General features: G+C 50.0%; 23 protein-coding genes and 1 pseudogene. 8 read left to right on the top strand and 16 right to left on the bottom strand.

The window, feature by feature from the left end; all coding sequences use genetic code 11:
* Nucleotide 1: 1 nt before the first annotated feature.
* Both CS562_RS25995 and CS562_RS33105 read left to right on the top strand, forming a co-directional pair.
* Nucleotides 2-1,654: a methyl-accepting chemotaxis protein gene (locus CS562_RS25995; protein WP_099858610.1), complete on the top strand. Its 1,653-nt coding sequence runs from the start codon at nt 2-4 to the stop codon at nt 1,652-1,654.
* Nucleotides 1,655-1,777: 123 nt separating this feature from the next.
* Entirely contained in the window at nt 1,778-1,915 is a 138-nt protein-coding gene (locus CS562_RS33105) for a hypothetical protein (RefSeq protein WP_180287222.1), read from the top strand.
* A gap of 243 nt (nt 1,916-2,158) precedes the next feature.
* Here the strand turns inward: CS562_RS33105 and CS562_RS26000 are convergent, their stop codons facing one another.
* From CS562_RS26000 to CS562_RS26010, 3 genes are all read right to left on the bottom strand, one after another.
* On the bottom strand, nt 2,159-3,826 hold the full coding sequence (locus CS562_RS26000) for an NAD(P)H-hydrate dehydratase (RefSeq protein WP_099858611.1): 1,668 nt from the start codon (nt 3,824-3,826) through the stop codon (nt 2,159-2,161).
* A gap of 65 nt (nt 3,827-3,891) precedes the next feature.
* Nucleotides 3,892-4,524, bottom strand: coding sequence for an NAD(P)-dependent oxidoreductase (locus CS562_RS26005; protein WP_076290604.1), 633 nt, complete (start codon nt 4,522-4,524; stop codon nt 3,892-3,894).
* A gap of 265 nt (nt 4,525-4,789) precedes the next feature.
* Nucleotides 4,790-5,203, bottom strand: coding sequence for a GNAT family N-acetyltransferase (locus tag CS562_RS26010; RefSeq protein ID WP_099858612.1), 414 nt, complete (start codon nt 5,201-5,203; stop codon nt 4,790-4,792).
* Nucleotides 5,204-5,419: 216 nt separating this feature from the next.
* Between CS562_RS26010 and CS562_RS26015 the strand changes: the two genes are divergently transcribed.
* Nucleotides 5,420-6,340, top strand: a complete 921-nt coding sequence (locus CS562_RS26015; RefSeq protein WP_099858613.1) for a hypothetical protein — start codon at nt 5,420-5,422, stop codon at nt 6,338-6,340.
* Between the two features lie 144 nt (nt 6,341-6,484).
* Here the strand turns inward: CS562_RS26015 and CS562_RS26020 are convergent, their stop codons facing one another.
* The 6 genes from CS562_RS26020 to CS562_RS26045 form a co-directional block, all read right to left on the bottom strand.
* On the bottom strand, nt 6,485-6,724 hold the full coding sequence (locus CS562_RS26020) for a YezD family protein (protein WP_062322628.1): 240 nt from the start codon (nt 6,722-6,724) through the stop codon (nt 6,485-6,487).
* Nucleotides 6,725-6,950: 226 nt separating this feature from the next.
* Nucleotides 6,951-7,826, bottom strand: coding sequence for a sulfate ABC transporter permease subunit CysW (cysW, locus tag CS562_RS26025; RefSeq protein ID WP_063566190.1), 876 nt, complete (start codon nt 7,824-7,826; stop codon nt 6,951-6,953).
* A gap of 40 nt (nt 7,827-7,866) precedes the next feature.
* Nucleotides 7,867-8,703, bottom strand: coding sequence for a sulfate ABC transporter permease subunit CysT (gene cysT / locus CS562_RS26030; RefSeq protein ID WP_063566191.1), 837 nt, complete (start codon nt 8,701-8,703; stop codon nt 7,867-7,869).
* Nucleotides 8,704-8,785: 82 nt separating this feature from the next.
* The gene (locus CS562_RS26035) at nt 8,786-9,865 is read right to left on the bottom strand and encodes a sulfate ABC transporter substrate-binding protein (RefSeq protein WP_099858614.1); all 1,080 of its coding nucleotides are present in this window, start codon (nt 9,863-9,865) and stop codon (nt 8,786-8,788) included.
* A 480-nt stretch (nt 9,866-10,345) separates the two neighbouring features.
* On the bottom strand, nt 10,346-12,220 hold the full coding sequence (locus CS562_RS26040) for a rhamnogalacturonan lyase (RefSeq protein WP_099858615.1): 1,875 nt from the start codon (nt 12,218-12,220) through the stop codon (nt 10,346-10,348).
* Nucleotides 12,221-12,468: 248 nt separating this feature from the next.
* Nucleotides 12,469-13,524, bottom strand: coding sequence for a lactonase family protein (locus CS562_RS26045; protein WP_099858616.1), 1,056 nt, complete (start codon nt 13,522-13,524; stop codon nt 12,469-12,471).
* Nucleotides 13,525-13,848: 324 nt separating this feature from the next.
* On the opposite strand from CS562_RS26045, the gene CS562_RS26050 reads away from it, so the two are divergent.
* The gene (locus CS562_RS26050) at nt 13,849-14,532 is read left to right on the top strand and encodes an S-layer homology domain-containing protein (RefSeq protein ID WP_076290609.1); all 684 of its coding nucleotides are present in this window, start codon (nt 13,849-13,851) and stop codon (nt 14,530-14,532) included.
* A gap of 115 nt (nt 14,533-14,647) precedes the next feature.
* On the opposite strand, the gene CS562_RS26055 is transcribed toward CS562_RS26050, so the two are convergent.
* A complete protein-coding gene (locus tag CS562_RS26055) occupies nt 14,648-15,274 on the bottom strand; it encodes a nitroreductase family protein (protein WP_076290610.1) in 627 nt (208 codons plus the stop codon).
* Nucleotides 15,275-15,522: 248 nt separating this feature from the next.
* Nucleotides 15,523-15,987, bottom strand: coding sequence for an Rrf2 family transcriptional regulator (locus CS562_RS26060; protein WP_076290611.1), 465 nt, complete (start codon nt 15,985-15,987; stop codon nt 15,523-15,525).
* Between the two features lie 435 nt (nt 15,988-16,422).
* On the opposite strand from CS562_RS26060, the gene CS562_RS26065 reads away from it, so the two are divergent.
* The 3 genes and pseudogenes from CS562_RS26065 to CS562_RS26070 all read left to right on the top strand — a co-directional run bounded on the left by CS562_RS26065 (nt 16,423) and on the right by CS562_RS26070 (nt 17,714).
* Nucleotides 16,423-17,148 carry an MBL fold metallo-hydrolase gene (locus tag CS562_RS26065; protein ID WP_180287227.1) on the top strand — a complete coding sequence of 242 codons (726 nt, stop codon included), beginning with the start codon at nt 16,423-16,425 and terminating at the stop codon, nt 17,146-17,148.
* Nucleotides 17,145-17,273: pseudogene (locus CS562_RS33745) on the top strand (TetR family transcriptional regulator); the annotation flags it as partial. The gene CS562_RS26065 and the pseudogene CS562_RS33745, both read left to right, overlap by 4 nt.
* 51 nt (nt 17,274-17,324) lie before the next feature.
* Complete coding sequence (locus tag CS562_RS26070) at nt 17,325-17,714, top strand: TetR-like C-terminal domain-containing protein (RefSeq protein WP_246318088.1); 390 nt, start codon at nt 17,325-17,327, stop codon at nt 17,712-17,714.
* A 97-nt stretch (nt 17,715-17,811) separates the two neighbouring features.
* Here the strand turns inward: CS562_RS26070 and CS562_RS26075 are convergent, their stop codons facing one another.
* A complete protein-coding gene (locus tag CS562_RS26075) occupies nt 17,812-18,942 on the bottom strand; it encodes a hypothetical protein (RefSeq protein WP_099858619.1) in 1,131 nt (376 codons plus the stop codon).
* A gap of 461 nt (nt 18,943-19,403) precedes the next feature.
* Here CS562_RS26075 and CS562_RS26085 point away from each other — a divergent pair, with 461 nt between their 5' ends.
* Nucleotides 19,404-19,889, top strand: a complete 486-nt coding sequence (locus CS562_RS26085; RefSeq protein ID WP_175382111.1) for a CcdC family protein — start codon at nt 19,404-19,406, stop codon at nt 19,887-19,889.
* Between the two features lie 102 nt (nt 19,890-19,991).
* Here CS562_RS26085 and CS562_RS26090 read toward each other — a convergent pair whose 3' ends face one another.
* From CS562_RS26090 to CS562_RS26110, 4 genes are all read right to left on the bottom strand, one after another.
* Entirely contained in the window at nt 19,992-21,005 is a 1,014-nt protein-coding gene (locus CS562_RS26090) for an NADP-dependent oxidoreductase (protein WP_099858621.1), read from the bottom strand.
* A 174-nt stretch (nt 21,006-21,179) separates the two neighbouring features.
* The gene (map, locus tag CS562_RS26095; protein WP_099858622.1) at nt 21,180-21,926 is read right to left on the bottom strand and encodes a type I methionyl aminopeptidase; all 747 of its coding nucleotides are present in this window, start codon (nt 21,924-21,926) and stop codon (nt 21,180-21,182) included.
* 506 nt (nt 21,927-22,432) lie between these two features.
* Nucleotides 22,433-23,272, bottom strand: coding sequence for a serine/threonine protein kinase (locus tag CS562_RS26105; protein ID WP_099858624.1), 840 nt, complete (start codon nt 23,270-23,272; stop codon nt 22,433-22,435).
* Between the two features lie 113 nt (nt 23,273-23,385).
* Complete coding sequence (locus CS562_RS26110; RefSeq protein ID WP_099858625.1) at nt 23,386-24,039, bottom strand: MerR family transcriptional regulator; 654 nt, start codon at nt 24,037-24,039, stop codon at nt 23,386-23,388.
* Between the last annotated feature and the right edge of the window lie 317 nt (nt 24,040-24,356).

Below are 24,356 nucleotides of genomic sequence, written 5' to 3' on the forward strand. Positions count from 1 at the left end.
TATGAAATTGCAGGGAAAGCTGATATTGAATGCTATAGTATCGTTGCTGTTATGCCTTTTGCTTGTAGCCTATATCATTATTCAATTGCTAAACATGAATGCCAAAAATCAAAATCTGGTGCCTGCCATGCTGAAGGTCACGGAGCTGAACGCTAACCAGATACAGACCGAGCAGGCGCTCGATGTGTACTCGTTCTCCATGACAGCTGGCAATCAGGATAATGTAGCACGCTTGCTGAATGAAGGTAAAACCATGGTAAAGCAGCTCACAGAAGGCTTGCTGGAAACGGATGAACAGCTTCGCCTGATTCAATCGATCCAAACCAAATTAACGGCTCTGGACACGGGCGCCACCGAAGCCATCACAGCCATGAACAGTTCGGACGCCAAACGTTTCAGCTCACGGGTCAAAGGCATACAAAATGATATTTATATGCTGGATGAGGTGACCCGGGATAGATATGACCAATATACAGTAGATCTTGAACAAGATATTCAGGGGACCTGGCAGATTGCTCTCGCCGGAGCCATCATCCTGCTTGTCGCTGTTCTGCTGTTCAATATGTACACTTCACGCAAATTGGCGAGACGCATCCGCACCTTAAAGGAAGCCGCAGGACAAATTGCGAACGGCGATCTTACGCAGCAGCTTCCGGAGACACGAGGCAAGGATGAACTGGATGACTTAAACCGCTCCTTCCGTCTTATGACTGGGAACATACGCAGTATCATTCAATCCATTGGTGCCGCAGGAAACCGTGTTGATGGGATGGCGCAGGACATTGACCGCGGTAATGATACCGTGCAGGCCATTGTGCAGCAAGTATCCAGAACAACCGAAGAGCTATCGATCGGCAGTCAGAAAATTGCTGAGGATCTAAGTGACACGGTAATGGTCGTGGACAAGATGCAGCATATGTTTGAAAGTAACCTTCAGGCAACTTCACAATCGGCTATCTATGGTAACGAAGTTTTGACTTCCGTGCAGGAGGGACACATTGCCGTACAGGAACAGCTTCGACTGGCTGAAGTAAACCGGATTGCCATGTCTGAGGTAGAAAAGACTGTCCAGGAATTGGAGGAGAGTGCCTCCCGGATCGCAACGATGACTGCTTATGTATCAAGCATCGCTACACAGACAACCCTTCTGTCTCTGAACGCCTCCATCGAAGCGGCACGTGCGGGTGAAGCCGGACGCGGCTTTGCTGTCGTCGCAGGGGAAGTGAAGAAACTGGCCGAGCAATCAGAGCAATCGGTACAGCATATCTTTGGGGCTGTCGGCGAAATCACAGCAGCTATGGGCAAAGTGAAAAACTCTGTGACCCAGAGCATTCAGCTCTTTGCAGAACAGGAGCAGGCCACCGGAAAAACCGGCGAATCCTTCTCCGGCATTCGTCACAGTGTAGAGCGAATTAGCACAAGCATTAACCAACTTACGGAAGACATGCAGCAGTCCAGTGAACTTAGCGCACAGGTTCAGCAGGCGATTGAAAGTATAAGTGCCATTACGGAACAATCTGCCGCAAGCAGTGAGGAAATTACAGCTTCAACGGCCGAACAGCAACGTTCGTTCGCCGAAGCAAGCACTAAGGTGAAAACCCTGCGGGATATCAGTGCAGAGATGCATCAGGAACTTTTACGGTTCCGGTTGTAGTTGAACCATGATAAAAGAATGAAGGGAAGCGGCTGTACCGGAGGTTGGAAGGGACTTCCTTTCTCGGGTCGAAGCGCTAATCCATTCTAACGAATCGACCACACCTGAATTGGAGGATTTGGGTTGAATGTACAGATTAACAAACTTCAGTCACGTTATTCTCGTTATAATGGTACAAACTTAGGCCAGAACCTGCCGATCAGTGAAATCACGTCGCTGGGATTCGTTAAAGCGCAGATTAATGGAAAATGCAGCTCATAGCTTGTGTTTGATTCGTTAAAAGTTAATACCACTAAAAGGGATGTCCTCGTCATGTTTATGACTATGGGACATCCCTTGCTTTATGTTATGAGTAGTTTATATCTTTGTGCTGTGTGCAGAGGCATGCAGCACATGAAGGATATGTACTCTCTAACTGCACCTATCACACGAGCTCAAAGCAGTGTACATGCAGCTTATGAAGTAACGATTTACCAAGAGTGCTGCACCAATCATGCCAGAGATTTATAGGGCATCCACGATATCCCCGGCGAGCAGGGATGCCGGATCACCGCGCAGCAGCGCGGCTCTCTCCCCTGCCTGGCCGTGGAGGAACACGCCAAAGGCTGCAGCCTGCTCCGCGCTGAGCCCTTGGGCGAGAAGACCGGCGATGATGCCGGTCAATACGTCTCCTGCACCGCCGGTTGCCATGCCGGCGTGCCCCGTGGTGTTGATATACGCCTCGCCGGATGGCGTTGCGATGACCGTTCGTGCTCCCTTGAGCACCAGGGTCACGCCCTGCTCGCGGGCGTACCGTGCAGCGTGTTCGATTCGGTCACGCTGCACTTCGGGGGTCGACATGCCCAGCAGTCGGCCCATCTCCCCGGGGTGCGGCGTCAGGATAGTCGCCGCACTTCGTTTGCCCCAGTCGCGAGGCCCTGTTGGGCCAGCGTCTGCCAGCATGTTGAGGGCGTCCGCGTCGATGACGAGCGGGCGATCCGAATGTTGCCACAGACGGCGCAGCCAGTCTGTGTCGCCTTTGAAGCGGCCGAGGCCCGGGCCGGTCGCGAGCACGTCGCGGCTTTCCGCGAGACGCAGCACAGCGTCTGCGGAAGCCGCGTTCCACTCGCCGCTGTCGCCATCTGCGGCGGCAGCAAGCATGAGCTCGGGCACGGTGCCGATGACATGCGGCAGCAGTGCCGCGGGCAGCGCCCATGTGGCGAGCCCGCAGCCAGCGCGCAGCGCGGCTTTGGCCGAGAGCAAGCCTGCGCCGCTCATCGGCAGACTGCCTGCGGCCAGCAGCACGTGGCCGTAGGTGCCCTTGTGGCCGTCCGGTGCCCGGAGACGGCCCGTGTCCACGCGCAGCGCACTGCGCAGCACCTCTTCCGTCAGCAGACGGACCGAGGGGCCATGCTCCGGCGCAAGCCGCGCGGGAATGCCGATGGAGCGCACCACGATGCGCCCCGCCGCAGATGCGCCCGGGTACTGCACCAACCCGCGCTTAAGCAGCGCGAGACATACGGTCACCCGGGCTTGAATACAGGGCTCATATACCTCTCCGGTGTCGGCATTCAGCCCACTTGGCACATCGGCGGACACGACCGGCTTGCCGCTGTCGTTCGCCGCCGCAATCAGCGCCGCGTATGATCCACGCGGCGCCCCACGCGAGCCGGTGCCCAGTAGCGCATCTACGATGCCTGTGCACCGGCTGAAGTCCACGGCTTCGCGCCCATGGACCAGAGCAGGGATGCCGAGCTGCGCGGCGGCATCCCGCTGCACTGCGGCTTCGCCCCGCAACGCATCAGGCGCATCGGCGTAAACCAAAGTCACGCCGAGCCCCGCTTCAACCAAATGGCGCGCCGCAACCAGCCCGTCGCCGCCATTATTACCCTTGCCGATCAGCATGTACCACTGCTGATCGCCGGGCTGCTCCATCACGAGCGCCGGATCGGCGATGATGTCACCACCATGAGCAGGCCGATCCCCGGGCCCGGTGTGCGCCCGCTTTCCGTTTTTGTTCCAGCAGCCATGCTGCTCCGAACGGCGGTTAGCATCGTCTTCCCGGCACAGCCGGATAACTTCCTCGGCGATGGATCTTCCTGCATTTTCCATCAAACTAGCAGCAGGAATGCCAAGCTTGTGAATCGTATGCTCATCCACAGCTCTCATCTGTTCAGCGGTTACGATAAACAACGCGCATCCCTCCCCGGGGGTCTCTTCGGAAATTCACAGAAATATTGCTAGCTTACCTACAACTCTTAATAACCTACTGTAAAGCGGGATTGAATAAATTGCGGATCGTCCAGCTCATCCACCAATGCCGCTGCAAAATCACCAACGGAAATCGAACTCTCTCCAAGATCATCTGTAATCACACGATTCATACCAACCCGGAATAGGCCTGTCCGTCTTCCTGTTGTGATCGTAGCCGCAGGACTCATGTAAGTCCAGTTAATATCCGATGCCTCGATCAGGTTATACGCATCGACATGAGCCTTCGCTAGTGGTTTAACTTCTTCAGGGAATCCTGGTGTGTCCATCAGCATTTCTCCAGAATCCGTAAGTAAGCTTCCTGCTCCGCCAACAACAACCAAACGTCCTGCTTTTGCACGGCGAACACCCTCAATTAATGAACGTGTAACTTCCAGCATCTCTTCCTCCGCACCAAACTTCGGTCCATAGGCACTCACAACAGCTTCCTGTCCTGCTGTAAAATCGGCAACCTGGTCTGGGTTAAGCAAATCCCCCTGTACCACACGCAAACGCTCATGCTCCATCTCCACCTTCGAAGGATCACGAACAATCGCCGTTACCTCATGTCCACGGTCCATTAACTCCCATAGTATCGTCTTTCCAATCGCTCCGGTTGCTCCAAAAATGGCAACTTTCATATCAAATCCCTCTTTTCAGTAGATATCATCTTGTCAACTTACCGTTATTTTAATACTTAATCCCATTGTTATATACCTTAAACGGCTCACGCCATCTTAAACCGTCTTCACCTACTTGTAAACCATTGTGAAAAAATCTCTTCCAGCTCTTACTCCATACTAAAAAAGCCGCATATGCGGCTCAGCATCAATTACTTCATATTAGTTTGAGGTTATACATACTTCCCTCATTTCACTTTACAACGAACTGCGATTTATTCCTGCCCTATTCCCCTTGCCTCCACCACATACCTTCCGATTTCGGACTGGTGTAGGTGAAGCCAAATTGAGCGTACAGACGATCGGCAGGGACATCAGCCAACAGGCTTACCAAGCCACGAGCAGGCACATGTGCACGCAAATAATTCATGATCTCGCTCATGATCAATTTGCCATATCCTCTTCCCTGCTGGTCCGGGCGCACGGCGATATCCACCACCTGAAAGAAGCAACCTCCGTCCCCGATGACCCGGCCCATGCCTACGATTTCATTCTCTTCACGCAGACATACGGCAAAAAGACTATTGGGCAGCCCAATCTCCGCCCCCTCCTTGCTCATCGCACTAAGACCTGCGCTTTTCCGTAACGCTAGGTATTCTGCTGCTGAGGGCGGTGTATGTTCAATGTGGATCTGGTCCATAGATCATGCTCCTTTCCTATTAAACCAATGATTATGTGCAGAATTTAAAATTCATGGAAATTACATCTTCTTTGCTTGGGTGCTCAGGTCCTTCTTATAACAGTAAATTCCTACTGTTCCTGCTTGAATTCACGCAATTCCTGTGTAATAGTGAGAGAAAGCTTATGTGAACCGTGTTTCATGCTACACTACAGTTTTTGCAAAGGAGGAACCATTGTGCTTCAACGCTGGATGCTTGCTCTATTCTCATATCCGGGCTTCGTGGCGGTACTACTCGGAATGATCGCTGTGCTGCTTGGACTCTACATATGGTCAGCAACTGAGGTCAGACGAAGCCGTGACAGACGAATGCACGCGATACGAGATACATTATACATAAGTACCACCCTATTGGGACAACTCACAGCCAAAGAACATCGGAATATTGCCCTTACGGAACATGAACATCATGAATTATTAACGGCCATGCTATCCTGCAGAGCCGCAGTGCATCTGTCTCCACAGCTTCAGGATCAGATCCGCAGCTGTATCATCGATGTTGATCCCGCTCGTCTCGCATTGATGCACAGGGCTCTGGAACGAGAGAGTGCAGCATTGTCTGATGAATTGAATCGATACGCACATCCTGACCATTGGGGAAAATCAATCTGGAATGTCATTCGTCCAGCTGCTGAACCTGCCGCTGTCGCGGCTGTACTGTACCTGATCGCTGATTTTGTGTTTCGTCAACAAGGTCTGTTGTATCCTTTCTGGCATTCCTGGTTCGATGCTTTGCCATGGATACGCTTCGTTTCTTTGATCATCACGGTGTTCTATGGTTATTTGCTCTGGTCCAGCCCAAGACAGGGTTCATCGGGCACAGTAACCAGAGCACTTGTTACGCTAATTGCCATGTGCTCCCTACTTCATCTGATTGGACTGGCTGCTGCTCCCTACGCATTGGGATTGCAACTCATTCTGTTCATCTCTGGCTTCAGCCTGACAGGAACGCCTTCTCGCAGTGATCGCCCCTATGCGGGACACACCGATTCGGATAAGGAATTGAATAGCAGTGCAGAAGCACATGAGGATGAGAACCTGGATATGGAGCTAAACCTCTATAAACCACGCACATCCGGAGCCATTTCCGAAAAATAAACCTTCTTTTAACTTGGTTTGCCTGCATCATCAGACTCAGTTCATTCAACACCAAAAAGAGAAGCCCGCAAAATCGGCGGCTTCTCTTTTTGGTTTCTACTATTTTTTGCATTATGCCTAATTCAATCCTGGATTACATGATGCCTATCCCTTCGCGCTTGCATTCGATGAGCGCAATGAACGGGGTGAGCTGCTTCGTGCAGTGCTGCCGGATTTGGAGGCGCTGCCGGAGGGCGTATTTTCAAAACGCTTGCGTTCGGTGCGCTCCATCTGCACAATCTGGCCTTCGTGTACAACGATGTGTAATGAGCCAAACTCCATGTCATTCAGTTGTCCGGCAATTCGATCCATCCATACCTCATCCACTTTTAACGGCTTAGCCATAGAGCCGCCTCCTCTTCTCGGGCTACTGCCCGCTATATTCCTCAAGTGCGCTGTCATCCAACCCGACTTATAATTCATTCTTATCCAACCTATATACTTGGTTTATACATTAGCAGGGCTTCCAGTAGCTGTCAATCCGAATTTTCATGAAGTTTAAACAAAATCCATTTTCATTCGGAACCCTCTTCAAAACCAAGATGATCGGCATGGATACAGGAGTGTTACATCACTTTTCGGGAATCGTTTTATGACCCAACCAGCTCTTGAGCAGCAACGTTGCCAGAGCCAAAATCAGCAACAAGGAGGCGACGGCAAACGAAGCGGAGAATTGATATTCGTTATACAGGATCTCGACATGCAGCGGCAAGGTGTTAGTCTCCCCGCGAATATGTCCCGATACAACAGACACGGCCCCAAACTCGCCCATCGCCCGCGCATTACACAGAATAATGCCATACAGCAGTCCCCACTTGATGTTGGGAAGTGTCACATTCCAGAAAATCCGCCACCCCGAGGCCCCAAGCGTAACCGCCGCTTCTTCCTCCCTCGTGCCCTGATCTTCCATTAGCGGAATCAGTTCTCTGGCAACGAAGGGAAACGTAATGAACAACGTTGCGATGACAATGCCGGGCAGGGCAAAAATAATTTTGATATCATGCTCGGCCAGCCAAGGTCCAAACCATCCATTCGACCCAAAGACGAGGACAAAGATCAACCCGCCTACCACAGGCGAAATCGAAAAAGGAAGATCGATCAGGGTGATCATGAGTCCTTTGCCCCTGAATTGGAACTTAGTAATGACCCACGCAGCCGCCACACCAAATATCGTATTGAGCGGTACGGTGATTCCGGCAACCAGCAGCGTAAGTTTCAATGCCGACATCGCGTCCGGCTCGGTAAGCGCGGCGATGTAGACACCCCAGCCTTGTTTTAACGCCTCCATCAGCACGATCACCAGCGGCAAGATGAGCAGCCAGAGCAGCACCAGACTTGCCAACCCGATCAACAACCATTTAACCCACGGTGCTTCCGTCGTTGCTCGGTTTGGCCCCGGCCCGGTTCTTACACGGGAAGCAGGCGTTAATGGAACGGAACCCGCCATATTCTGTACCTCCTTTTGGTTTAGGTTGGTTCACTGCTCACTAAGCTCTGCCTGCCTTACGGCTCCAGCGTTGAAGTGAATTAATGATCAAGAGCAGGACAAAAGAGACCAGCAGCAGCAGCAAGGCTACCGCCGTAGCTCCCGCATAATCGAACTGCTCCAGCTTCGCCATGATCAGCAGGGGCGCAATCTCCGTTTTCATCGGCATATTGCCTGAGATAAACACCACTGAACCATATTCGCCAATACCTCGGGCAAAGGCTAACGCAAAACCGGTCAGCAGCGGCGGGATCAGATCCGGAAGCAGGATCTTTCGGAATATCCGCCATCTTCCCGCTCCGAGCGTAGCCGCAGCTTCCTCCACCTCGGTCTCCAATTCCTGCAATACCGGCTGCACCGTACGCACCACAAACGGAATCCCAATAAACATCAGCGCGAGCGTAATGCCCGCCTGTGAATAGGCCAGCTTGATGCCCAGAGGTTCCACAAACTGCCCAATCCAGCCATTCCCGGCATACAGCGCCGTTAAGGCAACCCCCGCCACTGCTGTCGGCAAGGCAAAAGGCAGATCAATGACGGCATCAAACAGCCGTTTTCCAGGGAACTCATACCGGACAAGTACCCAAGCCAGGAGCAGCCCAAGGACCAGATCGATCAGGGCGGCTGCACCTGCAGTCAGAAAACTCACCTGGAAAGAAGCCAGTACCCGGGGATTGGTCGCCACCTCAATCAGTGTGGACCAGGTCAGCCCCGTCGAGTTAAACAAGAGCGCTGCGAGTGGAATAAGTACAACCAGGCTCAGGTAAAGCACACTGTAACCCATCGTTAATCCGAATCCCGGTAGTGTGCGACTCCGGGCCACCATCACCTTGCTCATGCACGTTCATCCTCTCTGCCTTCAGTCGGTCGGACTGGTTGGCCGCTTACACGGTCATGCAACATCATCGACGTCAGATGCATTAGCTGCCCGGAACATAAATCTGGTCAAAGATACCGCCGTCATTAAAGTGCTTGGCCTGGGTATCGCGCCATGTGCCAAATACATCGTTCAATGTAAACAGCTCAAGCTGCGGGAACTGATCCTTGAACTTTTCCTTTACGCTGTCCAGGGTTGGACGGTAATAGTTCTCGGCAGCAATGGTTTGCCCCTCTTCGCTGTACAAATATTTCAGATAGGCATCAGCCACTTCGCGGCTGCCTTTTTTGTCTGCATTTTTATCTACAATCGCTACAGGTGGTTCAGCCAAAATACTGACCGAAGGCACAACAATATCGAATTTGTCCGGTCCCAACTCTTTAACTGACAAGAAAGCCTCATTCTCCCATGCAAGCAGTACATCACCAATACCGCGCTCTACAAACGTAGTCGTCGCCCCACGTGCTCCAGAGTCAAGGACAGGCGCATGTTTGAACAGCTCTGCAACAAACGCTTTGGCTTTCTCCTCATCATTGTTGTTATGTTTGAGCGCATATCCCCACGCCGCCAGATAGTTCCAACGTGCCCCGCCGGACGTTTTTGGATTCGGGGTAATGACTTGGGTATCTCCCTTGATGAGATCATCCCAGTCCTTAATGCCTTTCGGATTGCCTTTGCGTACCAAAAATACGATCGTTGAAGTATACGGGGAGCTGTTGTGCTCGTATTTGTCCTGCCAACCCGCATTGATCAGACCTTTATCTTCAATAGCATCGATATCGTATCCCAATGCCAGAGTAACCACATCCGCGTCCAGCCCATCGATAACAGAACGACTTTGTTTACCTGACCCACCATGAGACTGCTTAACCGTTACTTCCTGACCTTTCTCTTTCAGCCAATACGCCGCAAACGCCTTGTTATATTGCTCATAGAGTTCACGTGTCGGATCATAGGATACATTCAGCAGCTCGATCGCTTTTGCCCCTTCTTTGCCACCTTCCGTTCCCCCCGATGTTCCTGTCGCATTCGTGCCACCGCTATCCGATCCGCATGCCGCCAGTACCCCTGTTAACACCAATGCCAGACCAACCAGAATACCCTTATGAATTCTCTTTTTCATAGATAACACTCCCCCCGAATGGATCTGCAAGATTACCCCAGGCAGGCTGAACAGCATGGAACGCACCGAAAAAAAACAAAAAACGGAGGAACCCCCGCGCACTTCTCCCTCATAAAGTCATGCCGACCCAAAGGCCGTGTATGCTTCATCCAGAAATGATGCGCTGCGGTGTTCCTCCGTCTATACGGTGAGAACGTTATTCTGTTCACGTTACGATCTCTCATGTGACTGTAAATGACTGCTCCCGCAAATAGAGCAAGGTCATTTTTATTATTCCTACCTGTTTAGTGAGTTATATACGTATCATAAGGGCAGTACATATGACTGTCAAACGTTTTTTTCCGATTTCTACCGAATATCTGTGTAAATGGCAGAAAAAGAAGAACAACGAATCAAAGTCCGTTGTTCCCTTATCAGCGGTAAGTTTTATTCGCTGTAACATCATTCCTGGGGTTGGCATGAGTCCATGCCCTTTCCCTCTTATTTGCCTGCGTACCGGATATTCGGTACGGGAGGTGTGCTCATGCCATCTCCCAAATAAAAGCCCGTGTGTGGCGGTTGGTTATAGGCTACATTTTGCCAAGCTACGCCAAGACGGTATACCGGATCATGCATCAGGGTGTAGATCAGTTTGTCCGTAATGGCTGTTGTTGTGTAGATGCGCAGTGCAGAGCTATCATTGGTCCGCCATACCACTTCTTCTCTCCAGTCGCCAAACAGGTCAGCCTGCAGATTCGGTGTGGATTTCGTTCCATTATTGGAAGAAACACCGGATGCGGTCAACAGATTAACCGTTTTGCTATTGGCGTAGTCCCATTTATCAATCCTGTTGCTGTCCAGCAACTCGCGGAGAAGGTCACCGTCCCACCAGATGCAAAAATTCGTGGAGGAAGGCAGGGTTGTCCCAATTTTCTGCCCTTTGGCTGTATACAAACCACCATCTGCCCACACTTCGGCACCCTTATAACGTGGATCGATATCGGCTGCCATGCCGCGTCCAATATCTTTTGTCGTAGGTATGCCCCAGATCAACTGACCTGTACGCGCATCACGGAATTCCACTCCGGCATTGGACGCTGTTTCATGCACCTGGAATACTTCAAGTCCCGCACGATCGGGGTCCAGATCACTTAGATGCATCGCATCCCCATGATGAAGCCCTGTCGTGTAAAGTCCTTTGCCGTTATCATCCACCGCCATCGCTCCGTAAACGATTTCGTCTTTGCCATCGCCATCTACGTCCGCAACGCTCAGATTATGGTTGCCCTGTCCTGCATAACCTGAATTACCTGACGTGTTGGAGTCAAACGTCCACTGCTTGGCTAGTTGTCCATCCCGCCAGTTGTACGCCACCAGAACGGTTCGGGTGTAGTATCCACGCGCCATGACCAGACTTGGCCGCTCCCCATCCAAATACGCAATCGCAGCAAGGAACCGATCGACCCGGTTGCCATAGTTGTCTCCCCAATCGGACACATTACCGCGCGCCGGTTCGTAGTTCACCGTGGAAAGTGCTTTGCCGGTCTGTCCATTGAAAATCGTAAGGAACTCCGGCCCGGACAGAACGTATCCGCTGGAATTACGATAATCCTTGCTGGCATCCCCGATGACAACGCCCGTACCATCCTTGGTACCATCAGCCGTTTTCATCGCGACTTCCGCCTTGCCGTCTCCGTCCAGATCGTACACCATGAACTGGGTGTAATGGGCACCCGCACGGATATTTTTACCCAGACTGATACGCCATAAGCGCGTTCCATTCAATTTGTAGGCATCGATAAATACTTCACCCGTGTAGCCGCTTTGGGAATTATCCTTGGAGTTGGACGGGTCCCACTTTACAATCAGTTCATACTCGCCGTCCCCGTCCACATCGCCTGCACTCGCATCATTGGCACTGTACGTGTAGGCTACACCATCCGGTGTTGTGCCTCCTGCGGGTACACTGAGAGGTACAGACAAATAATTATTGCCCCATACGCTCGCTGCCGTCGAAGCAGCCTGTTCGGTTCCACTGACTACGGCTCGAACCGTATATTTGGAACTGCTTGTCCCGCTTGTATCCTGAAGGTTGGTGCTGTTCGTTATGGGCGATGCGTTTACCTTGGTTCCATCCCGATAGACATTAAACGATACATTCGACCCTTCCGTACCCAGAAGCCGCCAGCTAACGAACACACCTGTGCCTGTCTTCACTGCAACTACACCTCGGTCCAGAAACTCCATCTGACGGGCACCCGCAGCATGAGTGACCGACGTGTCTCCAAGACCCAGCGAAGTAACCAGTAGCGCAGAACTCAGCAGTGACACACCTGCGGTCCGCAATGTACGCTTCCATAACGATCGTTTTCCCATAAAGCCATTGCCTCCCCAATCGAATTGGTAAGCCCGATGCCCTTGGTAGCGCCATCTCGCATCCATGTAAGCGCTTTAATATATTCATTTTAAATTAAACATATAATTCCATCTATAGGTCTAACTTAGTAATTTTATGTATGAAAAAAAGGAAAAAAGCCGAAAGATGAATCTTTCGACTTGGATGCTTCTTTCTCACAAGCTCGATCGGAATTTGAACGTAACAAAGAATGTTGTGTCATCCCACCTTATACTACCGGAGCAATACACACTGGGCGGGGTATCTCCAGCTTGAATCCGTTGTGTGTTAGACGTCCATCTTCACCATTGATCTGGAAAGCAACCAGGTTGTTGCTGTCCTGATTGGCCACCAGCAGAATACCACCGGGAAGCAGGTTGAAGTTACGCGGAGTCTGACCGATAGTGGAAGTCCACTCTATAGCCTCCAGCTCACCGGATTCCTGGTCAATGTGATACAGCACAATGCTGTCGTCCCCACGATTGGAAGCATACAGGAAACGGCCACATGGGGACACACGGATATCCGCTCCCGTACCTTCACCAGAATGTCCTTCAGGCAGTGTGGTGATATGCTGCAACGTAGTGAACTCACCTCTGCGTTGATCATACATGAATGCCGTAACGGTGTTACTCAATTCATTAATCACATAGGCCCATTTCGAGCTTGGGTGGAAGACGAGATGTCTCGGTCCAGAGCCTGGAGGCTGATTCATCTCACGATGCGTTACCAGGCGACCTTCTTCCTGACGATACACAATAATCTGATCCAGACCCAGATCACAGACAACGGCATACTGACCGGAAGGGTCTGGTTGGATCGAGTGGGCGTGCGGCCCTTCCTGACGGTCATCATTCTGCCCTCTTCCGGTATGCTCAATCAACGCACTCATCTCTTCAAGCGTGCCTTGATCTCCTACCGGAAATACGTTCACACTACCGCTGCTGTAGTTTGAAGTCAGCACCCACTCGCCATCCTCCGTGACAGATACATAACAAGGCGATGCGCCCTTCGTCAATTTGCGATCCATCAAGTGCAGCTCACCCGTTGCGGCATCCCTGCGATAGACCAGCACCTCTCCCTCATCCGTCTCACTTACCACGTACAGACCATTCCCATCCGGAGATAAAGCCAGATAAGACGGATTATCCACCCCATCCATATGATTTACAATCCGTAACTCGCCTGTTTCCTTGTTCAACGCACAAAGAAAAATCCCCGGTTGATCTGCTGATGCATAAGTACCTGTATAGAAAAAAACTTCATTCGTTGCTGTTGGTTCCATCGTTTCATTCTCTCCTTATTGATTCAAATGATTGATCTCACACTCTAATTACATGCAATTATAAGAAGTTGTAACCCGAATAGTTGATTCCACTGTTATGTACTTACCCAATTCATAGACTTTTGCTTCAGTGGTTATCTACCCTCAAGATAATACAAAGTGTAAGGCCTTACAATAGTCCATTCCCTTTGTACATATTCCAACGGAATATGTCGTGGAGAAACAATGAAAATTACAGCAACCTTTTGAGGAATAGGGTCGTCTATAGGGACAAATAACTTTTATACAAAGGGATACTCCCTGGAAAAGTGAGGCGAATCTGATATGAAAAAAAATATATTGGCTACATTAACAGCCGGAGCTTTACTTACCTTATCTCTGAGCGCTGGTCCGATTCATGCCGCTCAAGCGGAATTCACTGATATTCAAGATATTGCAGGGGCAGATAAGATTGAATCCCTACATCAGGATGGTTTAATCAAAGGCGTAAGTGATAGCTTGTTCAAACCGGAACAGGAGCTAAACACGGCTCAGGGTATACAGCTCATTGCAGATGGTCTGAATCTGAATTTGGACACGATTCGTTTTATCAAGCAGCCGCTGCCAAGTGACTACTTTTCCAACGTAAAAGATGGCGTATGGTACAGTGATGCTTTTGTCCGTGCCCAGTTCAATGGTATTAAGATGACCAACGATATCGACCCTTCCAAGGCGTTGACCCGTGAACAGTTTACCCTTTTCTTGATGCAGGGCATTGAAGCCAAAGGTGGCTTGCCAATGATTAACATCAAACCTGTAGATATCACGGACGATAAAGAGCTGACTCCAGAATTTCAAGGTGCTGTTCAACGCTCCCTTGTCTTGAAGATTAACACGCTCGATGGAGAGGGCAACTTCAATCCGAAGGAAACAATTACCCGCGCCGAAGCTGCGGTTATGATGTATAACGCAATTGAGTATCTGGAAGATTTCAATGCACCGAAAATCCCGGAAACACCAGAGAAATAATGACCTTCTTCATCATTTAAAAACCAAATAGCCGCATGTTCCCTTTAGAGGGGACATGCGGCTATTTATGTTATATCTATTGATACCTATAACAATAACTGATCCAAAATCAGTCTTAGAAAGAACCTTTAACAACAACCTCAGACAGTGGGAAACGACCTGACGGACGAGCTGGAACTGCAGCTTTACCTACAGTGATCAACAACGTTGGCAAATAACGCGCAGGGATGTTGAACGTTTCGATCAATTGTTGCGGGTTGTAACCACCCATTGGGCAAGTATCATATCCCAGGGAACGTGCAGCAAGCATAATGTTCTGTGAAGCAAACGATGCATTGCGGATCGCTTCATCGCGGGCGATTTGCGGATTTTTGTAAGCACCATTGATCTGTCCAACCAATGCGTCACGAACTTCAGCCGGGATTGCACCTGCTTCAACAGCCTGATCATAAATCACGGCGTTGCGGTTCGCTTCCAGATCCCCGAGTACAGCGATCGTAACGGAGCTGTCTGTGATTTGACTTTGGCCGTAAGCGATTGGCAGCAACTTGGCTTTGTCTGCTTCGGATTCGATCACGAGGAATTTCCAGTGTTGCAGGTTCCATGAAGACGGGGCTTCGGAAGCGGCAGTCAGAATAGCGTTCAGATCCGCTTCGGGCATAACAAAACCACTTTCGTACTTTTTGACAGCGTGACGTTCGTTAATCACGCGAAGTGTTTCATTGTTTTCAATGCTGGACATGCGTTCCACTCCCCAAGTTCTTTTTTATTTTTTTACGTTCGCAAGGCCAAACTCTACCGAGTACTCACCTTCCGAAAATAACATCAGCGCAGACGATCGCTTCCATCTGTGTTCACGTTATGCCCGGAATCGCCTGAAACATCAACGGATCTTACAACCGGAGCAAACGTCCTTGTATAGCCTGTCCACCATGCCTGACAGCAGCAGTCCAAGGCCAGGTCATGAAGAGCTGTTAACGATCAGTTCTGTCACGACCTATCCTTCATGGACAAGGGTTCCATAGACAAAGAACATTCTTCCCCATTACCGATACGATGCTTCACATCCTCAATGGATATACGGTCAAAATAAGCACTCAGTGCCTCTTCGCCTCCATCGTAGATGCTTCCCATCACACCCTGCATATTGGAAGAAACAACGCATGTTGAACCGGATTCTCCCGAACACCAGCTGGGACCAAGTGATCCACCCGCTACCAGTCTGTACAGTTCTCCAAGCTTGATTTCATCACTCGGACGGCTGAGCAGATATCCACCGTGAGCACCTTCCTTGGTTGTTAGGTATCCATGCTTCCGCAGCACACTAAGCACCTTGCGTACTCTGGCTGGATGCGTACCCACACTTTGAGACAAGTCTTCACTATTGGCCATACACTCATCCTTCATGGACAGAAAGACCAGACAGTGCACAGCAATGGTAAATTCACTGTTCATTACTTACTCCCTTCCCGGCATATCGTTCACCGATGAAAATTCAATCCAAGGTAAGTATAACTGTTATTATAGGAATAACAGTTATGTTTGTCAACACTCTCAACTTAGGGGTTAGTAAACCCAATATCCCCTGTCATACCAGTATATACAGGCCCTTCACAGGCTTAGTAAAAAGGTTGAGTTCCTCCGTGTTTTGAGGGAACAGAACAAAAAAAGTGAGCCTATCGCTTCGCGAAAGGCTCCAATAAGATAGACATATGAAAGGGCTTACGAGATTATTATAATCGGTTATTCCTATTTTGAAAACGCTTTTTTTGTAAAGTGTTTTGGGATTTTAAAATATCCTATTTTTTAAGCAAATCTACATGGGGTATTGCAAAAACTAATGATATTAGTTATATTACTAACAACATTAGTTTTAAGGAGGATTTAATGATGCGAATTACACGTGAGCATGATGTTGTCCAAGTTTCATTCCTTCCGCGCCTCTTTCCTGTGAACGTATATCTTGTTGAAGAAAAAGATGGGTTTACCCTTATTGATGCTGGAATGCCATTCAGTCTGAAGGGGATTCTGTCTACTGCACAATCCCTGGGTAAACCGATTACCAGAATCATTCTGACTCACGCCCATGGCGACCATGTTGGTGCACTGGATGGCCTTAAGGATGCGCTGCCTAAAGCCGAGGTCTGCATCTCCAGAAGAGATGCCCCGCTGCTGGCCGGAGACGCCTCCCTGCTTCCCGGCGAGCAGCAGACTCCGGTACGCGGCAGTGTACCCAAAGCGATCCGCACCCGGCCGGATCGCTTGCTCGATGACGGCGACCGGATCGGATCCCTGGTCGCCATTGCTACCCCAGGCCATACGCCGGGCCATATGGCCTTCATGGATACGCGCAGCCGCGTGCTCATCGCTGGCGACGCGTATCAGCTGCACGGTGGCCTCGCCGTATCCGGCCGCCTGCGCCCGCTCTTTCCGTTCCCCGCGCTGGCGACGTGGAACCGTGAACTTGCTCTTGCCAGCGCCAAGCGCCTGGCTGAGCTGGAGCCGTCCGTGCTCGCTGTAGGGCACGGACGAATGCTGCGACAGCCCGCCGCGGCCATGCGCGCAGCTACAGCAGACGCAGAGCAGCGGCTGCGCCCTGCCGGGGGGCATCTGTGAGCCCCCGCCAAGGGCTGGATCGCGGCGCTCTGTTAAGTGCCGCCGCCCAGCTTGCCGACAGCGACGGATTCCATTCGCTAACACTGGCCGCTCTGGCCCAGCGGCTGGACGTGCGCTCCCCGTCGCTTTATAACCACATCAACGGTCTTCCCGGGCTTCGCCAGGAATTGGCGTTGATGTCCGCACAGCAGCTCAGGCTTGCATTAACTGAGGCTTCTGTCGGCCGTTCGGGTGACGAAGCCATTCAGGAGGTCGCTGCCGCATATATCGGCTTCGTCCGCAAGCATCCAGGGCTATACGAAGCCTTTTTCCATGCCCCGGACCGTCAGGAACCGCAGCTCGTTGTGGAGAGTACAGCTGCCCTAGATCTGCTGCTCCGCCTGTTGCAGCCCTATACGCTAAGTGAAGCGGAAACGCTCCATGCCGTTCGCGGTTTACGCAGTCTTTGCCACGGCTTCGCCTCCATGGGTGAAAAAGGTGGCTTCGGTATGAACTTTGACCCGGATGAGAGCCTGCAACTGTCCGTGGCCGCTTTCCTGAATGGGCTGCGACATCTTCATTCTTAAAACCTGATATATCTTGATGCCAAATGGAAGAGGGCTGCAGATGATCTGTAGCCCTCCTTATGTATCCTACCGTCCCGCTACCAAAGGAACGGTTTTTCTATTGCCAGGGTGCTTGCCCTGTCTGGACTTCCTGCAAAATCTTCTTCATCACGGGTACATATACTTTCCAGTAAAACCGATCCGGGACGCCCTTTTGATCCGGTGTGAGCCTCGTTTTCACCACATCCCACCCCTTAATACGGCGCCAGAACGAATAATGCTCCAGCTCACCGAAGGACCCTGCCATATAATATGTCCGATTATATCCCTCATGCCGGATAAGAGCAGCGAATTCCACCGGAATACCTGCGTCCATCAGTTTCTGCTGACCATTCTCCGTTAGATCCGTCTTATACCAGGCCAGTACAGTAGCCTGTTGCTCAGGCACAATGATGTCAAACCATTCGCTGTAATGGATATCCCGGGTAATTCCACTCCATTTCCCACCTTCCTGTGTAAAGGAGAGCTTTATGTCACCGGTCTTTACATCACGGCCTTGCTTCAGTACAATCACACGTCCATCCTCATGAATCAGTACAATACCTGCTCCATGATAGGGCCACTCCTTTTTCTCCCTAAGCTCATAGTTCATTCGTACCTTCTGGGGCACTTCATCCAAGCTCTGCAGATCCGATACCGATCTCCCCTGCCATCCGCTGCTTTTCATGCCCAGAATCGGATACAATTGCTCTCTTGTCATGTTCGAAACAGAATTCGACAAGGCGCTAAACTCAGCGACAATCGTTACGCCTTTGGTTGCAGCTTCACGAATTTTGTGCGCATCATATATCGTAAGACCTTCATAAGCTTTGCCTTGTATACGTTCATTCGTATCTGTAGATGAAATATGTTGATTCGCCGTCAGATAGATCAGGTCCGTGTCGGTCACCTCATCCGGCAATTTCCGTTCAATCCGGGAGATTCCGTTCTGTATATCATATCCGTAGTAGTCCTCTTCATACGTATAATGTTCCCCTGTCTGTTGGACAATCTTCTGCTGATTCAGAATCCAGACTAGTCCCTTATGCCCTACATAGGACAAGTCCGGTTTACTTTTGTCAACAATCATGATGTTAAGCGGTGTCGGTGCCTGTGATTGCCACAAAATCCAGGGGATAACCAGGACCACTGATACCACGGTCAGACAAGCCAATGTCCATCCCGTGAGCGGCCTGTGACTTCTATTCATGAAGCGTATTCCTCCTTGCTCTGTTCCAAGGTATTACTATGATCGGCATAATACTCCTTTCCCTTATTACTGTCGTTCCTTCTGTAGCCCATCCACCCATAGATCGGATCGGGAATGTATATAATACGTCCACGCCCTTTCATCTGTTTCATATGTTTGTGCAGTCGCATGACAAGCTCTATATGACCCACGTGGTTATCTGTCTTGTAACCGTCGATTTTTATGACCCTACATGTTCGTTCATTTCCTGAATTCCCCTTACTCGAATAAACCGCCCCACACTGGGTACAATAATACAAATTTTTCAAATGAACCCTCTATATACAAACCGGGTAAATGATACACTAAGCATTCTATCGGCTTTCTTCGTTTGTGATATAATAGAAACAGAAAATTCCGGTAATTCGCATCATATTCCGGATGTCCGGATAACATATTATTCCAGAAAGAGGGAGTTTTACGTGGCTCAAATCAGTCCGTCTTACCTTCAGATCGGTGCAACTCTGGGTATGCTCGTCATGGCCCTACTTGCCATTTTTATTCGAATGAAAGCCAGCCACCGTCCGGTAACCATTCGCAAAATACTTATTCCTCCGTTGGGAATGAGTACGGGTTTTCTCATGTTTGTTGTACCTGAGACACATGTTCCGCTTCTATGGGCACTTATCGCGCTGTTGGTGGGCTGGTTTATATTCTCGTATCCCCTCATTCGCAGTACTCGCTTTGAACGAGTTAATGAAGAAATTTTTGCCACCCGTTCACGAAGCTTCGCGTTCATTCTGCTTGGATTGCTTGCAATACGTCTAATCCTGCATGAAGTCATTCAGCGTTATGTGAGCATTCCTCAAACGGGTGGATTGTTCTTCCTTCTGGCCTTCGGTATGATCGTACGCTGGCGGGTATATATGTACAAGCACTATAAGGAAGTTGTTGCTGCCGAATCTTAGCTTCATCGCAACATCCTAACAACTAAAAAGACACGTTCTTTGCACTTCACCGTGCGGAACGTGTCTTTTCCTGTTCTGGCATATATTCAAGGAATTCTATATCTATTCGGGGTCCGCAACCTTTACAAGCTGTTTGCCCAGGTTATCTCCAGAAAAGAGGCCCATAAATGCTTCAGGCGTTTGGTCAAAACCTTCCACAATGTTTTCTTCAAACTGAATGTGGCCTTCCTTGATCCATTTTGCTAGTTTGGCTCGGCCTTCCTTAAAGGACTTGGCATAGTCACCCACCAGAAAGCCTTTCATTAACGCTGTATTCGTTAACAGTAACGTCTGCGGGCGCATGCCTATGTCAGGTTTCTCCAGATTATATGACGAAATCTGTCCACAGAGTGGAATACGTGCATTCCGATTAATATGGCGCAATACTGCATCGGAGATTTCACCGCCAACATTGTCGAAATAAACGTCTACCCCAGCCGGGCAAGCCCGTTCAATGGCAGCAGACATATCCTCTTCGTGCTTATAGTTTAACACCACATCGAATCCTAGTTTTTCTTTCAGATAAGCACATTTTTCGTCAGAACCTGCAATCCCGATTACACGCGCACCTACAATCTTGGCGATCTGGCCCGCAATCATACCTACCGCTCCGGCTGCTCCCGATACAACTACCGTTTCGCCGTCCTTTGGCTTACCGATGTCTTCCATGCCAAAATAAGCGGTCAAACCGGTCATGCCAAGCGCGCCCAGGTAAGCCGTAATTGGAGCCTCTTCTGTATCAATCAGTGAAATATCCCCTGTATTTACGGCTGCATACTGCTGCCAGCCCCACATGCCGGATACCAAATCCCCTTTGCGCAGATTGGGTTCCGAAGACTCCACCACCTGCCCAATCGTTCCGCCCTTGATCACTTCATTCAACGCATAGGGGGGAGCATAGGATTTTGTATCTTTCATGCGGCCCCGCATGTATGGATCTACAGACAAATATAGCGTACGTACCAGGACTTGTCCTGCATCCGGTTCAGGAAGCGGTGCATCAATGAATTTAAAGTCTTCTCTGGATGGGGCACCTTCGGGACGAGACGCAAGTACGATCTGTTTATTTTCAGACACCAAAATGACCTCCTTCTTGCCAGTGGACAGGGGTTAACCCTCTGTCAGCTGATATCATTCACCACCGGCTCTATGTGTATCGCCTCTAAATAGTTTAAACCGAAACAGGCGGATCACAAACGTGGGCCGCCTTGAAATATGCAAATATCATCACATCGGAGACATTTGGAGCCATTATTGAGCAGTCAGAATGACAGGACCATCTGCTGTAATGGCAATCGTATGCTCATATTGGGCTGACAGACTCCCATCCTGAGTACGCGCTGTCCAACCATCCGAGTCCAGCTTGCTACGGTACGTACCAATGTTCAGCATCGGCTCAATCGTAATAACCATGCCTTCCTTGAGACGTGGACCACGATGTGGTGGGCCGTAGTGAGGCACCTGTGGTTCCTCATGCATTTTCTCTCCAATTCCGTGACCGATAAATTCACGGACAACCGATAGACCTTCACCTTCCGCATACGTCTGAATCGCATTGGAGATATCACCGATCCGGTTGCCGATCACAGCCAGTTCAATCCCTTTGTAGAGAGATGTTTTGGTAACGTCCAATAGATGTTGTGCTTTCGGAGTCACCTGACCCACCGCATACGACCACGCGGAATCGGCCAGCCAGCCGTTCAGATTCACGACCATATCAATCGTAACGATGTCTCCATCCTGCAGTACATATTTCCCCGGAAATCCATGACAGATCACATCATTAACCGACGCACATGTCGCATATTGATACCCGTTGTATCCCTTTTGTTCCGGCGTAGCGCCATTTTTCTTCATAAAAGCTTCTGCAAACTGATCAATTTCCTGTGTCGTGATCCCTGGACGGATCATTCCAGCGATTTCTCTATGGCATGCGGCAAGAATTTCTCCGGCCTTCTTCATAAGTTCGATTTGTTCTTTGGTCTTCAACGTAATCATTACAACTACTCCTGTCCGTTAAAATCTCATCCTGTCTTCTATTGTAACGCGAAATGCTCAAAATAAAAAATTCCGTGTAATCCTCGAGCATCCTATTATACGCCTAGCCCCCGTCCAATGAATATAATCCCCTAAAAAAAACCGAAACCCACTCCAACAGAGCCCCGTATATGCTTAAAACGGTTGAAGACGAAAGGATGAACTTTCATGTTCAAAAAGATTATCGGCAAACTCCTCGATTCTAAATCTTCATCTCATCATAGGCGTAACAGCTCATCGGATAGACACTCATATAAACGTCACAGCAGTTCCTCAGGCAAGCGTGCCTATCAACGCTATTCATCTTCGGATGCGAAGCGTCGGGATAGCCGCCACGGCTCCGGTTATTATAAAAGCAGGAAATACAGCTCCAGCTAGACTGGCGCTAAGTCATCGTATATGTATTAAAAGGGTTGTTCTGCCAGCCGTCTTCACGGTTAGCAAAACAACCCTTATTTATTTCTTCATCACAATTTCATCAGCACACGGTCAATATCCGCCTGTAATTCCACCGCCCCACCTTCATAGCCTGGACGAAGTCCAAGTAGTCGTTCCAGCATATTGCGAACTTCCGGCGTGAGCTTGAGTTCTTCCTGCCAACTGGCCGGTTTGCGGCCCTTCTCTGGCTCGTAAGCGGAATACAGCATGAACAAAAGAAAATGACCGAGATCCTGCAAATCCTGGTCAGGTGCAGCCAGTTCATCTTCAGGCTCAGGTAATTCACGCATCCGGCGTTTCAGCTCAGGCAACAACGGCTCCCCCATGCGCCTTGCCAGGCCAAAATCAATCAGGTGCACCTGCCCGTCACGTAAAATGACATTTGGAATACGGACATCCCCATGAATATATCCCTGCTCATGAACATGCATAATGGGAGCCAGCAGTTGTTTTACCAGCTCCAGACAATCCTGTTCCGTATATTTGTAGCCTTGCTCGAATATGCACTGTTCCAGTGTCTCCCCAAGGATATACTCGGTGACAATGTAACTGCGCGCCCGGTATGTGAACACGTCCAGCAACTTAGGGATAGCCGGATGATCCATCCGATTCACCACATCTGCCTCCCTGTTCAGCAACTGTACAGCGAGTCTACCTTTGCTGGGTTTGGATTCTTTTAACGCCACATCCTTGCCGGTCTGTTCATCGGTACACAGGTATGTCAGTCCATAACTCCCCATGCCGAGCAAGTCATATATCGTATAACGTCCGGCGATCTTCGTACCTTTCCGCCGGGGACGATCAGTCCATAGGCCGAGCAGTCTTTGCCAGCTTCGTCGCAGCTCCACAGATCCTCCCACGCCAGCCATCTGATCTCCTGTTCCCCGTTTAAGCAGAGCAGATCAGCAGCCAGTCTTGTTGTTGTATGGGCTCATTATATCAAGCTATCTGTGTAAAATCACGACGAGCATGGGCCGAGTTCTCAGGCTTCTTTGTGCTTTTTGGGCAGTAGCCCAAACAACATCCGGAGCGATGTTCCTTTGGGTTTGCGTTTTCTTCCCTGAAAGCTGCGCAGATTGGTGACCAGTTCACGGTCCCGCTCTTCTTCCAGCTTCTCATTCATCCATAGGCGCTGCTTCTCCATCTGCTCCTGGAGAGCAAGATGGGTATCCGCCAGATGTTGCAGCGTTAACTCCAGTTCGTCCACCCGATGCTGCAACAGCTGGACCTGATCATCCTGCTGTCCGACAGCACCGTAAGTCACTTCACTCACCAGTTGTCCCAGACCTTCATAAGATCTCAATGCTCCAGTTGGTTCAGGTCCCTCAGGAAATATTGCAGGCATAACTGTTGCCGCACATTCAGTCTCTGAGGCCTCCTCCATTACCATCACAGGCACGTCTGGATTCAGTACGGTCACCACAGCATCTGCAAGTGGCAGGTTATGTTCCCTAAGTTCTGTCATCAGTCGCTCGATGCACTCGATATCGTCCGACTTGAACAATCTGGATTTGTTGGCGGAACGCTCGAATCGATACCCTTGTTCCTCAAGCGCTGCCGCATATTTACGAAGAGTACTGGCACCAATGCCCAGGCTCTTGGCCGTTTCCGTCGTTGCTCCCACTTCTTCAATCATTATTATTCCCTCCCGGAATGAAGTCTTTTTGATACAAGGTAGTGGCTTCAGCGTTCCCTTCTGGAACTGTCATCGGATCGGGTCAACCTGTCTCATAGATCAAGTACGCATATTTCATTTGCTTGTCGGTATGTATTCGTCAGTCTCTTGGCAGATCCCTTTGACGCTTTTCTTCTGTTTCTGCGGATTCATAAGAACTTTTGTCAGTTGCCTCATTCGTAAAAATAACCCTTCATCCGACAATGAGCATGAATGCTGTCATGTCGAAATTCGTTGGTGCAAATGCCGTCACTTTTTATGAGGATGAATTATTCATG

It is taken from the genome of Paenibacillus sp. LK1 (genome assembly GCF_002750415.1).
Classification (GTDB): domain Bacteria; phylum Bacillota; class Bacilli; order Paenibacillales; family Paenibacillaceae; genus Paenibacillus; species Paenibacillus taichungensis.

Excerpts from the sequence above, each read along its gene's own strand:
- CS562_RS25995 (WP_099858610.1), top strand. The coding sequence starts at position 2 with ATGAAATTGCAGGGAAAGCTGATATTGAATGCTATAGTATCGTTGCTG.
- CS562_RS26005 (WP_076290604.1), bottom strand. The coding sequence starts at position 4,524 with ATGAAAGTTGCCATTTTTGGAGCAACCGGAGCGATTGGAAAGACGATA.
- CS562_RS26010 (WP_099858612.1), bottom strand. The coding sequence starts at position 5,203 with ATGGACCAGATCCACATTGAACATACACCGCCCTCAGCAGCAGAATAC.
- CS562_RS26020 (WP_062322628.1), bottom strand. The coding sequence starts at position 6,724 with ATGGCTAAGCCGTTAAAAGTGGATGAGGTATGGATGGATCGAATTGCC.
- cysW (WP_063566190.1), bottom strand. The coding sequence starts at position 7,826 with ATGGCGGGTTCCGTTCCATTAACGCCTGCTTCCCGTGTAAGAACCGGG.
- cysT (WP_063566191.1), bottom strand. The coding sequence starts at position 8,703 with ATGAGCAAGGTGATGGTGGCCCGGAGTCGCACACTACCGGGATTCGGA.
- CS562_RS26035 (WP_099858614.1), bottom strand. The coding sequence starts at position 9,865 with ATGAAAAAGAGAATTCATAAGGGTATTCTGGTTGGTCTGGCATTGGTG.
- CS562_RS26040 (WP_099858615.1), bottom strand. The coding sequence starts at position 12,220 with ATGGGAAAACGATCGTTATGGAAGCGTACATTGCGGACCGCAGGTGTG.
- CS562_RS26045 (WP_099858616.1), bottom strand. The coding sequence starts at position 13,524 with ATGGAACCAACAGCAACGAATGAAGTTTTTTTCTATACAGGTACTTAT.
- CS562_RS26050 (WP_076290609.1), top strand. The coding sequence starts at position 13,849 with ATGAAAAAAAATATATTGGCTACATTAACAGCCGGAGCTTTACTTACC.
- CS562_RS26055 (WP_076290610.1), bottom strand. The coding sequence starts at position 15,274 with ATGTCCAGCATTGAAAACAATGAAACACTTCGCGTGATTAACGAACGT.
- CS562_RS26060 (WP_076290611.1), bottom strand. The coding sequence starts at position 15,987 with ATGAACAGTGAATTTACCATTGCTGTGCACTGTCTGGTCTTTCTGTCC.
- CS562_RS26065 (WP_180287227.1), top strand. The coding sequence starts at position 16,423 with ATGCGAATTACACGTGAGCATGATGTTGTCCAAGTTTCATTCCTTCCG.
- CS562_RS26070 (WP_246318088.1), top strand. The coding sequence starts at position 17,325 with ATGTCCGCACAGCAGCTCAGGCTTGCATTAACTGAGGCTTCTGTCGGC.
- CS562_RS26075 (WP_099858619.1), bottom strand. The coding sequence starts at position 18,942 with ATGAATAGAAGTCACAGGCCGCTCACGGGATGGACATTGGCTTGTCTG.
- map (WP_099858622.1), bottom strand. The coding sequence starts at position 21,926 with ATGATTACGTTGAAGACCAAAGAACAAATCGAACTTATGAAGAAGGCC.
- CS562_RS26105 (WP_099858624.1), bottom strand. The coding sequence starts at position 23,272 with ATGGCTGGCGTGGGAGGATCTGTGGAGCTGCGACGAAGCTGGCAAAGA.
- CS562_RS26110 (WP_099858625.1), bottom strand. The coding sequence starts at position 24,039 with ATGATTGAAGAAGTGGGAGCAACGACGGAAACGGCCAAGAGCCTGGGC.